General features: G+C 64.9%; 10 protein-coding genes and 1 riboswitch. Of the genes, 7 read left to right on the top strand and 3 right to left on the bottom strand.

The window, feature by feature from the left end; genetic code table 11:
- Positions 1-166: 166 nt before the first annotated feature.
- The 7 genes from ACPPVV_RS12740 (at position 167) to ACPPVV_RS12710 (ending at position 10287) form a co-directional block, all read left to right on the top strand.
- Positions 167-2488: a TonB-dependent receptor gene (locus ACPPVV_RS12740; protein WP_426700260.1), complete on the top strand. Its 2322-nt coding sequence runs from the start codon at positions 167-169 to the stop codon at positions 2486-2488.
- A gap of 37 nt (positions 2489-2525) precedes the next feature.
- The gene (locus ACPPVV_RS12735; protein ID WP_426700259.1) at positions 2526-4547 is read left to right on the top strand and encodes a serine hydrolase; all 2022 of its coding nucleotides are present in this window, start codon (positions 2526-2528) and stop codon (positions 4545-4547) included.
- Positions 4548-4595: 48 nt separating this feature from the next.
- On the top strand, positions 4596-5618 hold the full coding sequence (locus ACPPVV_RS12730) for a dipeptide epimerase (RefSeq protein ID WP_426700258.1): 1023 nt from the start codon (positions 4596-4598) through the stop codon (positions 5616-5618).
- Positions 5619-5649: 31 nt separating this feature from the next.
- Positions 5650-6960 carry a peptide MFS transporter gene (locus ACPPVV_RS12725; RefSeq protein WP_426700257.1) on the top strand — a complete coding sequence of 437 codons (1311 nt, stop codon included), beginning with the start codon at positions 5650-5652 and terminating at the stop codon, positions 6958-6960.
- A gap of 4 nt (positions 6961-6964) precedes the next feature.
- Positions 6965-7879, top strand: a complete 915-nt coding sequence (locus ACPPVV_RS12720) for a MurR/RpiR family transcriptional regulator (RefSeq protein ID WP_426700256.1) — start codon at positions 6965-6967, stop codon at positions 7877-7879.
- A gap of 25 nt (positions 7880-7904) precedes the next feature.
- Positions 7905-9497, top strand: a complete 1593-nt coding sequence (locus tag ACPPVV_RS12715) for a serine hydrolase (protein ID WP_426700255.1) — start codon at positions 7905-7907, stop codon at positions 9495-9497.
- 91 nt (positions 9498-9588) lie between these two features.
- Positions 9589-10287 (top strand): histidine phosphatase family protein, encoded by a 699-nt coding sequence (locus tag ACPPVV_RS12710; protein ID WP_426700254.1) that lies wholly within the window; start codon positions 9589-9591, stop codon positions 10285-10287.
- Positions 10288-10352: 65 nt separating this feature from the next.
- On the opposite strand, the gene ACPPVV_RS12705 is transcribed toward ACPPVV_RS12710, so the two are convergent.
- The 3 genes from ACPPVV_RS12705 to ACPPVV_RS12695 form a co-directional block, all read right to left on the bottom strand.
- Positions 10353-10970: a DUF4124 domain-containing protein gene (locus ACPPVV_RS12705; protein WP_426700253.1), complete on the bottom strand. Its 618-nt coding sequence runs from the start codon at positions 10968-10970 to the stop codon at positions 10353-10355.
- A gap of 105 nt (positions 10971-11075) precedes the next feature.
- On the bottom strand, positions 11076-11654 hold the full coding sequence (gene pnuC, locus ACPPVV_RS12700) for a nicotinamide riboside transporter PnuC (protein WP_426700252.1): 579 nt from the start codon (positions 11652-11654) through the stop codon (positions 11076-11078).
- A 1-nt stretch (position 11655) separates the two neighbouring features.
- Positions 11656-13830, bottom strand: a complete 2175-nt coding sequence (locus ACPPVV_RS12695; protein ID WP_426700251.1) for a TonB-dependent siderophore receptor — start codon at positions 13828-13830, stop codon at positions 11656-11658.
- A 58-nt stretch (positions 13831-13888) separates the two neighbouring features.
- A riboswitch (TPP riboswitch) is annotated at positions 13889-13985 on the bottom strand.
- Between the last annotated feature and the right edge of the window lie 25 nt (positions 13986-14010).

Genomic DNA, 14010 nt, shown 5'->3' with positions numbered 1-14010 from the left:
TTATGAAGGAAAACTACAAAGGTAAACTTTGCAGTTACAGGTGGAGCGCATCCGGCGATCGCGGGGTGGGTTGGTCGTGATATCAAAATATCATTGACACGATAATGTTAATCAGATAACACTGCGATCGTGGACTGTCCACGCGACTATCTCGGGGGAGAACGTCATGGAATTTCGCCATCTGCAGTACGGTCGTCGCGGTATCAGCATCGCCATTGGCGTGGCCTTGCTGGGGTCGTTCGGTGTCGCGGCACAGCCACTGGATCCGGTCGGGCCGGACTCCACGGCGCGAGTAGCCGCCAGTGACAGATCGAGTGACGCGGCTGTCGCGGACCAGCAGTCGCGGCCTGCTTCCAGCAGCACCGCGCCAACCGATCTGGGCACCGTTGTGGTGACCGCCAACAAGCGCAGCGAGCGCCTGCAGGACGTGCCGATGGCGGTATCGGCGCTGCAAGGCCAGCAGCTGGAACGCGAGAGCGCGGTCAACTTCGCGGACTACGCCACGCGGGTGCCTGGCCTCAACGTGATCTCGAATGGTCAGGGCTGGACCCAGTTGGTGCTGCGCGGCATCACGTCCGGCAGCGGGCAGGGCAATGCCACGGTGGGTACCTACATCGACGATGCGCCGTATGGATCGAGCACGGTGTATGCCGCCGGCGGGGTGCTGACCCCGGACATCGATCCGGATGACTTGCAGCGCATCGAAGTGCTGCGCGGCCCGCAGGGGACGCTGTACGGTTCGAACACGCTGGGCGGACTGATCAAGTTCGTCACCACGCCGCCGGACACCTCAACGGCTTCCGCTCGCGTGGGCGCCGGCTACAGCAGCATGTCCGGCGGCGGCAGCGGATTCAGCAGCCGCGCGATGGCCAACCTGCCGCTGGTGGAGGGCAAGCTCGGCCTGCGTGTGAACGCGTACCAGCGCAACGATCCCGGCTACGTCGACAACAGCAACACCGGCCGGTCCGACGTCAATGGCGCCAAGGTGAGCGGTACACGTGCGCAGGTGTTGTGGACGCCCAGTGATCGCGTGTCGCTGCGGTTGTCCGCGCTGGCGCAGAACCTATCCAGCGATGGCCTGGCAAACGTCGGTGTCGACGTGGACCGCGACACGCTGCGGCCGTTGCACGGCGACCTGCAGCAGGACCGCGCCGCCGGCACCGGGCTGTTCAAGATCAAGTACCGGATGTACGACGCGTCGCTGAACGCCGACATGGGCTGGGCGCGGTTCATTTCGTCGAGCACCTACAGCACGGAGGCGATGCGTTCGGACGTCGACTACACGCAGGCCTACGGACCGCTGCTGAATCCGCTGTTCGGCCTGTCCAACGGCGGCTATGCGCTGGACAACACCATCACGCTGGGCAAGTTCACCCAGGAACTGCGTCTGCAGTCGCCTGAAACGCAGACGCTGGAATGGCGCGCCGGCGTGTTCTACACGCGCGAGCACAGCCACAACTTCCAGCACATGGCGAGCTTCGACGCGACCACCGGCGTGCCGATCGCGCTGCCGCAACTGGCGGACATCGGCGTGGGGCCGGCGATCTTCACCGAGTGGGCCGCCTATGGCGACGTGACCTGGCACGCGACATCGCAACTGAGTGTGCTGGTGGGCGCGCGCTACACCAAGGACCGCACGGCGTACACGCAGATCGGCGACGGCCTGCTGGTCGGGCCGACCAACTTCACCACCCGTGGTTCGGACAGCCCGACCACCTTTCTGTTCAATCCCAGCTACAAGTTCAGTGACGACATGATGGCGTACGTGCGCGTCGCCTCGGGCTTCCGTCCGGGCGGCCCGAACGTGGGCGTGCCGCCGGGTCTTGGCGCCCCGCTGACGTTCGGCCCCGACAAGCTGGTGAGCTACGAGCTGGGCTTCAAGTCGACCGTGCTCGATCGGCGCATGACGTTCGATGTGGCGGCGTTCTACATCGACTGGAGCAAGATCCAGCTGACCGTCAGCGCCGGTGGCTTCGGTTTCCTCGGCAATGGCGGCAAGGCCAAGAGCCAGGGCCTCGAAGCCGCATGGCAGTTCGCGCCTGCGCGCGGCCTGGTGCTGTCGGCCAATGCCAGCTGGACCGATCCGAAGCTGTCCGCGGATACGCAGGAGGGGTTGTTCGGCTACAAGGGTGACCGCCTGCCGTACGTGCCGAAGTGGAATGCGAGCCTGGGTATCGACTACGACTTTCCGCTGGCCTCGGGATGGTCCGGCTTTGTCGGTGGCAACTATCGATTCATTGGTTCGCGCACGTCCGACTTCCGCGCCGTGCCGGGGCCGCGCAAGGAGGTTCCCAGCTACGACGGTGTCGACCTGCGCGCCGGCGTCAACTACGGCAACTGGACGATCAAGGCCTACGTCAAGAACCTGACCAACGAACGCGGCATCACCGCGATTGGCGCGCAAACCACCGACCCCGACGCCAATCCGTTCAGTGCCTCCTATATATCGCCACGCACGGTGGGAGTGTCCGCCAGTGTCGATTTCTGAGCATGCCTTTTCGTCAAACCGTATCCGGAGTGCGTCCATGAACCGCTATGCGAAACTCGCCGCGGCGTTTGCCATCACCTTTGCCGCGGGCATTGCCATGGCGCAGGTACCGCAGCCGCTCAACCCGGCGCCTGCGACCTCGACGCTGGCGCCATCCGCTGCGGCGATCGCCGCCCCGTCGGCAGCGACCCGTCCCGGCGACGCGACACATGCGCTGACCGCCGAAGACCTGTCGAACTTCCTCGATGGCCTGGTGCCGTTCGCACTCCAGCGCGGCGATGTTGCCGGCGGCGTGATCTCGATCGTCAAGGATGGCAAGGTGCTGTTTGCCAAGGGCTACGGTTATGCCGACCTGAAGGCGCGCACGCCGGTGTCACCGGAAAACACGTTGTTCCGTCCTGGCTCCACCTCCAAGCTGTTTACCTGGACGGCGGTGATGCAGCAGGTCGAGCAGGGCAAGCTGGATCTGGACCACGACGTCAACGATTACCTCGACTTCAAGATCCCGCCGCGCGACGGCAAGCCGGTGACCCTGCGTCAGGTGATGACGCATACCGCGGGTTTCGAGGACACCGCGCGGGGCCTGCTGCCCTCGAAGATCGCCGATGTCGACCTGGAGCGTTACCTGAAGACGCACATCCCGGCGCGCATCTTCGCGCCCGGCGAGATCGTGGCGTATTCCAACTACGGTTGCGGCCTGGCCGGCTATATCGTGCAGCGCGTCTCCGGCGAGCGCTTCGACGAGTACATCAAGCATCACATCTTCGATCCGCTGGACATGCATCACTCGAGCTTCGCGATGCCGCTGCCGGCGGCGCTGGCACCGTTGATGGCCAAGGGTTACAAGAGCGCCTCGGACGGCAAACCGCAGCCGTTCGAACTGGTCGATCCGGCACCGGCCGGTGCGATGAGCAGCTCGGCGCTGGACATGGCGAACTTCATGATCGCCCAGCTTCAGGGCGGGCGTTTCGGTGACACGCGAGTCCTGCAGCCGGCGACTGTCGAGCTGATGCACAGCCCGCAGCACACCGCGGCGCCGGGCTTGAACGGATTCGACCTGGGCTTCTACCAGGAAGACAGCAACGGCCAGCGCATCATCGGCCACGGCGGCGATACCGTGGTTTTCCACAGCGACCTGCATCTGCTGCTGGATGCGAACGTCGGCATGTTCATTTCGTTGAACAGCGCCGGCAACGAGGGTGGCGCCCACGTGATCCGCAAGGCGATTTTCCAGGCCTTCCTCGATCGCTATTTTCCGCACGCCGTCGTATCGCCACCGACGGTGGCAACTGCGAAGGCCGATGCGGCACGCGTGGCCGGCTGGTACCAGTCCAGCCGTCGCAACGACAGCGCGTTGCGCATGCTTTACCTGCTGGGCCAAGTCAACGTTGCAGCGCAACCGGACGACACGTTGACCGTGTCGATGCTGACCGACTATGCGGGCAAGCCGCTGCACTGGCGTGCGACCGGACCGCTGCACTACACCGAGGTGAACGGCAAGGCGCAACTGGAATTCGTCGCCGACGCGCAGGGTGCGATCCGCTACTGGGCCACCGACGCTGAGGTGCCGGTGTTCGTGTTCCAGCGCATGTCCGCGGCGAAGAGTCTGGGCTCGGTCGGACCGCTGCTTGGCCTGTCGATCGTGCTGGCACTGGCGACCTTGTTGGTCTGGTTCGGCGGGTGGTGGGTGCGCCGGCATTACCGGCGGACGCTGGAGCTGGGCGCCAGCCAGCGGCGCACGCGTCTGCTGTCGCGCTTCGGCGTGCTGGCGCTGGTCGTTGCCGTGCTTGGCTGGGCGGTGCTCCTCGTCGTCATGTCGTCGGATGAAACCTTGCTGCTCGATGGTTCCGGCACGCCGTGGTTATACCTGCTCTACGTGCTGGGTGTGCCGGCACTGCTGGGTGCGCTGGCGGTGGTCGTGCATGCGGTACGGACGTGGCTGGCACCGCGGCGCGGCCGCTGGGTGCGTGCGGGCGAAACCTTGCTCGCGCTGGCGGCGATCTACCTGGCGTGGTTCATCGTGGCGTTCGGGCTGATCAGTTTCAACGCGAGGTTCTGACGGGCAGCCGTCCCGCACGCGCAACGACACAAACGACCGGGAGACATCATGAGTACCGAAGGACACGCGCCGCTGCGGTTGCAGGTGGGCATCGAGAAGTGGGCGATGACGGCGCCGTTTCACATTACGGGCTACACCTTCACCGAGATCGAAACGCTGGTAGTCACCCTGCACGAGGATGGCAGGAGTGGTCGGGGCGAGGCGCTGGGCGTCTATTACCACCACGACACGCCGGCTTCGATGCTGTTGCAGGTCGAGGCGCTGCGCGAGCGGATCGAGGCGGGCGTGACGCGGCAACAACTGCTGCAACTGCTGCCCGCCGGCGGCGCGCGCAACGCCATCGACTGCGCGTTGTGGGACCTGGAAGCGAAGCGCAGCGGTCGGCCGGTGTGGATGCTGGCCGGCCAGGAGACGCCCCGGCCACTGCTGACCACGTACACCCTCGGCGCGGACGAACCGGCCCGGATGGCCGAAACGGCGCGCGGCTTTGCCAACGTCCGTGCGCTCAAGTTGAAACTCACCAACGACGAGCTCAACGCGGATCGCGTGCGTGCCGTGCGGGCGGTGCATCCTGACGCCTGGATCATGGTTGATGCGAACCAGGGCTTCACGCGCGAGTCGTTCGCGCAGTTGCTGCCGGCGCTGGTGGAGACGCGGGTCGCGGTGGTCGAGCAACCGTTTCCGGTCGGCAAAGAAGCCTGGCTCGATGGTCTGGACAGTCCGATCCGCATCGCGGCGGACGAAAGCGTGCAGGACCACCACGACCTGCCGACACTGGTCGGCCGCGTCGGCATGATCAACATCAAGCTGGACAAGTGCGGCGGCCTCACCGAGGCGCTGGCCATGGCCGAACAGGCGCGCGGACTCGGCTTCGAGCTGATGGTCGGCAACATGTCCGGGTCGTCGCTGTCGATGGCGCCGGGTTTCGTGCTGGGCCAGTCGTGTGCGGTGGTGGACCTGGACGGACCGATGTTCCTCACCGGCGACCATTCGCCGGGCGTGGTTTACGAGGACGGCCGTATCTGGTGCGCGGATACGGTATGGGGCGGCCCGCTGCCCGTTGCGGCATAGTGGCCGCATGCTGGTGGGCACGGGGGGAGACATGATTCCAGCACGCGAGCGCAACTGGTTTGGCCATCCGCGCGGACTGAGCGTGCTGTTCCTCACCGAAATGTGGGAGATGTTTTCCTTCTTCGGCATGCGCGCGATCCTGGTCTATTACATGACCAAGCACCTGGACATGGGCCAGGAGTATGCGTCGCTGGTTTACGGTGCGTACGCGGCCTTCGTGTACTTCACGCCGGTGTTTGGTGGCATGGTGGCCGATCGCTGGCTGGGCAAGCGCAACGCCGTGATGATCGGCGGCGCCACGATGGCGCTGGGTCATTTCATGATGGCCTCCGAGCCGCTGTTCTATCCGGCGCTGGCCACGATCGCGCTGGGAAACGGCCTGTTCCTGCCCAGTCTTGCCAGCCAGATCGAGGGGCTGTATCGCGATGGCGACTCGCGCAGCAAGAACGCGTACAACATCTACTACGTGGGTGTGAATCTGGGCGCCTTCCTGGCGCCGTTTGTATGCGGCACGCTGGGCGAAACGTACGGTTGGCACTGGGGTTTCGCCGCGGCCGGCTTCGGCATGTTGTTGTCGCTGGTGATCTACCTGGCCGGTGCCCGTTATTTGCCACCGGAACCGTCACGCGGCGTCGTACCGCGCTCGGCACGGCCGTCACTCGATCGTGCGGCGCGCGATCGTTTCGCGCTATTGATCGCTATCGCTGCCATCGTGGTGGTGTTCCGCGGCGCCTACGAGCAGGTCGGCAATACCATCGCGTTGTGGGCCGACAGCGGCGTGGACCGCGAGGTGGCCGTGGGCTGGACGATACCGATGACCTGGTTCCAGGCGCTGGACTCGCTGATCGTGTTTGCCTTCACGCCGTTGCTGGTGGCGCGCTGGGCACGTCTGGCGAAGCGCGGGGTGGAAACGCCGTGGCTGGCCAAGATGGCCTTTGGCGCGGCGACCGTCGCTGCGTCTTATCTGATGCTGGCCCTGGTGGCGGCCTGGTGCGATGCGCATGGCACGCGGGCAAGCTGGGTCTGGCTGGTTGGCTGGTTCGTGTTGATGACCACCGGCGAGCTTTATATCCTGCCGGTGGGCCTGGGTCTGTTCGGACGTATGGCACCGGAAGGTTTCCGCGCCACCAGCATTGCCACCTGGTTCTTCGCCGGCTTCTTCGGTAATTTGCTGGCCGGCGCGCTGGGCACCTTGTGGAGCCAACTTACTCACGCGTGGTTCTTTACCATGATCGCGGCCGTGGCCGGCGTATCGGCCACGCTGTTGTATATGCTCGGTCGTCGCCTGGGCGACGTGGAAAGTCATGGAACGGCGAGCGCTACCATGGTGCTGGCCAGATAAGCGGATGACGATGACCAAGGACCTGCAGAAAAAACTGAAAAGCCAGTGGGAGACGTTCACCACGGCCGAGCAGAAAATCGCCAGCTACCTGCTGCACAACATCAGCGGCATCCCGTTCGAGACGGCGGCGTCGCTGGGCAAGCGCGTCGGCGTGAGCGCGATGACGGTGGGCCGCTTCCTGCGCAATCTCGGCTATGCCGGTGTCGGCGACCTGAAAGAAGAGTTGCGCGGCGATGCGCCCTGGATGCAGCTGTACAAGATTTCCGAACCTTCCACCGATGCCGATTACGTCAGCGAGAGCCTGCAGGCGGAGATCCGCAGCCTGAACGATGTCTACGCGCTGGCGCGAACCGAGGAATGGGCGCCCATCGTGAAAATGCTGGTATCGGCCGATCGCGTTTCGGTGGCCAGTTTCCAGCACGGATCCTTCCTCGGGCTGGGCTTCGCCTCCTCGCTGCAGCACGTCCGGCCGCGCGTTTCGTTTGAATCGGGGGGCGACGGTTCCTATACCGGCATGCTGCTGGACTCGACGGAGAAAAGCTGCGTGGTGCTGATCGACATACGTCGCTACTCGCGCCATTTCCGCATGCTGGCCGAGGAGGTGGTGGAGCGCGGCATTCCGCTGCTGATCATCACCGACACGCAGTGCTACTGGGCGCGCCAGCTGACCCCGCACGTGCTGACGATTCCCATGCAGACGGGCCGTGCGTGGCACAGCTTCGGCACGCTCACCAGCCTGTTCAGCCTGCTGATCAACGCGGTGATCCGCGAGATGGGCGACGTGTTCGGCCGCATCGGCGATATCACCGAGCTGCGTCAGAAATTCATTGGCTATGACGGGCCGTCGCTGTCCGGCAAGAGCAAGCCGGAAAAGGCCAAAAAGGACAGTGGCGCGAAGAAGCCGGCGAAACGGCGCTGACGACACCCTCGAGCGAGGCAAGACCATGACCTGCAAGACGCCACGGCTATCCCTGCCCCGATTCCTGGCACCGTTGCTGGTGACCGTCCTGGTCGGCATCGGTGCGCCGGCAACGGCCACGACACCGCAGGACCTGGATGCCTTCGCCGCCAAGACGATGAAGGCCTTCGACACGCCGGGCATGGCGGTGGCGATCGTCGACAACGGCCAAGCCTCGACCCACGCCTATGGCATCCGGAAACTCGGTGCACCCGCGCGCGTCGATGCACACACCACGTTCCCGATCGGCTCCAACACCAAGGCCTTCACTGCCGCGGCGCTGGCGATCCTGGTCGACCAGGGCAAGTTGCACTGGGACGATCTGGTCGTCGACAAGCTGCCCGGCTTTCGCATGTACGACGCGTACACGTCGCAAAACATGACGATCACCGACCTGCTGGTGCATCGCAGCGGACTTGGCCTGGGCGAGGGCGACCTGATGTTTCTGCCTTCGACCACCCGTTCGCGTGCCGAGCTGGTGCATGCCATCCGCTACCTGAAACCGGCGACCGGTTTCCGCAGCGGCTTCGCTTACGACAACGTGCTGTACAGCGTCGCCGGCGAGCTGATCGAAGCGGTGTCCGGCCAACGCTGGGAGGACTTCGTGCAGCAGCACATCCTGCAGCCACTGGACATGCATGACACGCTGACGAGCATCGATGGACACGGGCCGGACAGCGTGTCCTTGCATGGCAAGATTTCCGGACCGTTGCGCGGCATGGGCCCGCCGTCGGTACTGAGTACGGTGTTGTCCAGCGATGTCGGCGCGCCGGCCGGAGCACTCGGCGTCAGCGCCGAGGACATGACGCACTGGCTGCGCGTGCAACTGGCCCGTGGCGCGCTCGATGGCGGCAAGCGGCTGTTCAGCGAAGCGGCATCACAGGCGTTGTGGACGCCGCAGACCCTGGTGCCGATCAGCGCGCCGCCCGCACCGCTGGCACTGACCAAGCCGGCCTACCAGGCTTATGCGCTGGGACTGTTCGTGCGCGATTACCGGGGCCACCCACTGATCATGCATACGGGTGGCGTGCTGGGGGCGTATTCGGTGGTGGCGATCATCCCGGAGAAGCATGTCGCGTTCGCGATCATGCTCAATTCCGAGGATGCCGGCACCTTGATGTCGATGTTCTATCACCTGCTCGACCACTACCTCGACCTGCCGCCCAGCGACTGGACAGGCAAGTTTCTGCAGGTGGAAAAACTCGATGAAGCCGCCGCCTTGAAAGCCGTGCAGGAAGCGCAGACGAAGACGCATCCCGAACGTGGTCCGTCGCTGTCGCCGAACGGTTATGCCGGTGTGTTCCGCGATCTCTGGTATGGCACGGCCACGATCGCCCACGATGCCAAAGGCCTGCGCATCAGCATGGATCGCACACCCGGCATGCAGGGGCCGCTGGAGCACGTGCAATACGACACCTTCCGCACGCACTGGGAAAAACCAGGTATGGAAGATGCCTACGTCACCTTCGCACTGCATCCCGACGGCAGCATCGAGCAGATGACGTTGCGGGCTATCTCACCGGTCGCCGATTTCAGCTGGGATTACCAGGATCTGCATTTCGTGCCGGAAGGAAAGTAAGGTCGGGTCGCTGATGGCGCTTTGGCAGAAGAGTTGGTCCGTGTCGGGTTCCCGTTGGATACTCCGGTCATCAACTGTACCGAGACACGCCATGCTTCCCCGTCTTCTGCTGATGCTTTCCTGCCTGTTGCTGACTGCACCGCTATGCGCCGCGGAGAGTTCGGCGCCGGCGACGCGAACCATCGTGCTGGTGCGTCACGGTTATTACCTTCCCGATCCCGCCGCCGATTCCAGGCTGGGTCCGCATCTGGCACCGATCGGGGTGGCCCAGGCGCAACTCGTCGGTGCACGGCTGGCTGGCTTGCCGACTCGTTTCGATACGATGTTGGTAAGCCCGGTGCAGCGCGCACGCGATACCGCCGCGATCATCGCGGGCGATTTCCCCGGGCGCCACTTCGAGGTGGTGGACGACCTTGCCGAATGCATGCCACCGACGCGCCGCGTCGAGGCCATGGCAAAAGAGAAGCCGGCCGATCTCGCCGCGTGCAAGCAGCAACTGGACCGCTTGTTCGCCCGCTATTTCACGCCGGCTGCCGGGCATCCGCAGACAGAATTGATGGTTTGCCACGGCAACGTGATCCGCAACATGGTCGTGCGCGCACTCGGCGTGGACAGCAAGGCCTGGCTGGAGATGTCGGTGGGCAATGCCAGCATCACCAGGATCCTGGTCGAGGCCGATGGCCGCTTCAAGGTCATTTCGGTGGGCGACGTGGGGCACTTGCCACCGAATCTGCGCACCGGTGCCACCGGCGACGCCGAACGCAGTCTGGAAATTCCCGCGTTGCCCTGACTTTCAAGGCGGCGACCCGGCGCGTCGGCTCACGATCAGGCGTTACTTCGTTTCGCCCGGCCTCATCAGCACTCCGTGCGCCCACCGGCCAACTGCCGGCACGGATGGTATACCGGATCTTTCGGTGGCGGCCGATGATGATCGCCATCACCGTGGTGATCGTGGTCACGGTCAGGGCGACGGTTCGGGTAGGGCACCCAGTAGGCGGGCGGCGGGTTGTACGTCTGTTGCTGCAGCTGATCCTGGTAGGCGTCGTTCTGCTGGCGCAGCACCTCGTTCTCGCCTTGCAGGCGATTGCGCTCGGCCGCTTCGTCGACCAACGTCTGCTGCTGTTCCTGCTCGGCGCGCTGTTGCGCGGCCTGGGCATCTTCGGCCTGACGCTGTGCTTTCTCTTCCTGTGCCTGCTGGCGGGCCGCGACGTGCTCCTTGTACAGCGCTTCGAGGTGGTGTGAGTCCGCGTAGCGCTTCGCCAGTTCGTCCTGGCCCAGCCGGAGATACTGGTCGATGACTTCGCTGTCGTCGGCCTGGTGAATCAGTTCACCCGCGCCGTTGGGGCAGGGACGGTCGGTGTAGGCAACCTGGCCGCCGCGCGTGCACTTGTAGATGCTTTGTGCCGTGGCGACCTGCGCAGTGATCAGCAGCAGGAAGGCGATGCACAGTTTTACAGGGAGTGAGGTTTTCATGGCGACCGTCATTTTGCACCGTTGCGGCGTTAATGAGGTGTTGAGAGGACACGTTGCCTCGGGCGGGCGGCCGGACCCGCGGTTAGCGTAGGGCCCGCGCGTGATTTACGCAGCACCCGCAATCGATGCGTCATGCCGGCTTGCCTGCCAGCTACGCAGCCCGATCACCGCCAGCACGATGAACCCCGCATACAGTACCGACGTGATCAGCAGGTGCTTGTAGACGTACTCGCCGACGTAGATCACGTCGACCACGATCCACAGCCACCATGCCGCGACGTGCCGCTTCGCCTGCCACCACTGCGCGACCAGGCTGAACGCGGTGAGGGCGGCGTCCAGCCAGGGCAGGGCCGCATCGGTCCAGCGGTGCATGGCGAAACCCAGCACCAGTGCGCCGAGCACGCCGAACAGGATATGCGTGATGGCCTGCTGCCGCGGCAGCGCCGCCACCTGGACGCGACCGTCATCACCAAGGTGCTGCAACCAGCGGTACCAGCCGTAGAGGATCAGTACCGCAAACGCCAGTTGCAGCAGGGCGTCGGAATAAAGCTTGGCGTCGACGAAGATCCACGTGTAGACCAGCACCGAAACCAGTCCCACCGGCCAGCACCATGGCTTGCGCCGCGCGGTGAGCCAGACGCCCCACGCGCTCAGCAACGCTCCGATGAGTTCGATCGCCGTCATGTCAGAAAGCGTAAGTCACGGACAGCCGCGCCAGTCGCGGTGCACCAGGGAACAGATAGCTGTCGCCGCCGGAGCTGCCGGTGTCGCGCCAGTAGAAGTGGTTGAACAGATTGTCCACATTCAGCCGCACGGTGAGCGCGTGGTCGTTCCAGCGCGTGGCGTAGCGCAGGCCCGCATCGAACACGTGGTAACCCGGCACGCGGGTAGTTCCGTCCGGCGTGGCGACGTTGCTGCTGGCGTAGCGCCAGCCACCAAGCAGGCTGATATCGGCGGCAAACGGCAGCCGGTAGTCCGCATACACGGCTGTGCGCAGACGTGGCACGTTGACGACCTGGTGGTCTTCGTAATCAGGCGTGCCGGTGTCCTGCGCGCGGGCCTGGATCAGGTTGACGCTGGCTGTGAGGCGCAGGTTGTCGCTGACGCGGCCGGCGGCGTTGAGCTCCAGTCCGCTGTGCACTTCGTTGCCGCGCTGGACGAAGGTGAAGCCCTCGGCGCTGCTGTCCGGCTGGGCGAACTGGTACGGCTGGCGGATGCGGTACAGCGCAGCGGAAAGGCTCAACGCATCGCTCCATGCGTACTTCACGCCAGCCTCGGTCTGTCGCGACAGCAACGGCGCCAGCGTGGTGCCGCCATTGGAGGTCCAGTACGGCGCTTCATTGCCCAGCGACAGGCTCTCGCTGTAACTGAGGTAGGTGGTCACTTTGCCGGTCGGCTGCCACAGCACGGCTGCCTGCGGCAGGAATTTGCTCAGGCGCGTATCGCGTTCGGGCACGCCGACGTCGTTGTAGGCACGTTCGTGCAGGCGCACGAAACGGCCGCCGGCGAGCAGTTGCCATTGCGGACCCAGGTGCACGCGATCGAGCGCAAATACCGAATGCTGCCAGCTGGTGAGGCGACGCACCGAAGTTCCTGGCTGGTTCGGTGACGGCGCGAAGTACGGCGGATCCACCTGGTCGATGTTGCCGGTGCCGACGTAGTCGTAGACGTAGGGACGGCGGTCGATGGTGCGGCGGAACGCACTGGTGCCCACGCTGATTTCATGGCTGATCGCGCCGGTGTCGAACGAGCCCTTGAGTACCGCGCGCGCTTCGTCGTTGATGCGGGTGTCGTCGGGGCTGCGGTAGTCGTAGACGTCGTAGTCGCCGTTCGGTGCGAAGAACCAGCCCGGCGTGGTGCCACTGGCGCAATCGGCCGAATAGAAGCAGCCGTAAGCGAAGGCCACGTTGTCGTCGATCACGGCGCGGCTGTGGCCGGCCGAGAGCTGCGCACTCCAGGCGTCGCTGAAGCGGTAGTCGAAGCGCAACGTGCTGTTGCTGGCATCGACGCCCACCGGCTGTTGCCACGGTTCGAAACCCAGCATGCGGGTGCGGCTGGGGTGGGCGGGAATCGTGTTGCCGCCGAGCAGCTGGTAGCCGGAGGCGGAACGCTGCGAGCTGGCCTGATAGTTGCTGTCCAGTCGCAGGGTGGCATTCGGACTGATTTTCCAGTCGGCAGCCACTGACAGGACATTGCGCTGGCCGTCCGCGTGGTCGACGTAGGAGTGGATGCCGTCGTGTGCCGCGTTCACGCGGACACCGAAGCTCGGGCTGAGCCAGCCGCCGACGTCCACCGCGAGGTAGCGCGAGCCGTGCGAATCCGTGCCGACGGTGGCGGTGTGCACATCGGCCGGGCGCTTGCTGACGTAGTTGACCAGTCCGCCAGGCGCCACCACGCCCGCTTCGAGACCGCCGAGGCCCTTGAGGATCTCCACCCGCTGCTTGTCTTCCAGCGCAATCGGTTGTTCGCCGACCAGACTCAACTCATTGAGCCGGTAGCCGGTGGCCAGATCCAGCGGAAAGCCGCGGATGGCGATGTCCTGGTAGTAGCCGACCGGTGCGTAGTTGTCGCCCAGCGCCGCGTCGGCACGGGCCAGTTCGCTCAGCGTGCGCGGCTGGCGATCGTCGATCTGGTCGCGGGTGATCACGGTGATCGCGGCGGGCGTGTCTTGCAGCGGTGCGTTGCCGAAGCTGCCGAAGGTATCCAACTGCGAGGTATCGGCGTGGTAACCGTCGACACTTTCAGCATGCACGTGCACCGGCGCCAACGGCGTGGTCTGCGGCGTGGTGGTGTCGGCGGCATGGACGGGTGCCATGGCCGCGAGCAGGGCGAGGAGCAGGGAAGTGCGGGGGAGGGGCATCGTCGTCGTCTTCAGGTGGAGCGGACGAAGCGACGGCGACCCGGTTCGCCACATGGGCGCACTGGATCTGCAAGCTCCCTACGCCGGTGCTAACCGGGTCAGGTTCCAAGGGACTCTCTCAGCCTGGCAAACGCCGGGCACCCCCGCTTCAAGAACGTCCATTTAAGCACGGAAGGGCCG

Source organism: Rhodanobacter sp. Col0626, from assembly GCF_049994385.1.
Classification (GTDB): Bacteria; Pseudomonadota; Gammaproteobacteria; order Xanthomonadales; family Rhodanobacteraceae; genus Rhodanobacter.
The sequence above is the reverse complement of the archived record's forward strand: the minus strand, read 5'-3'. Positions and strand labels throughout refer to the sequence as shown.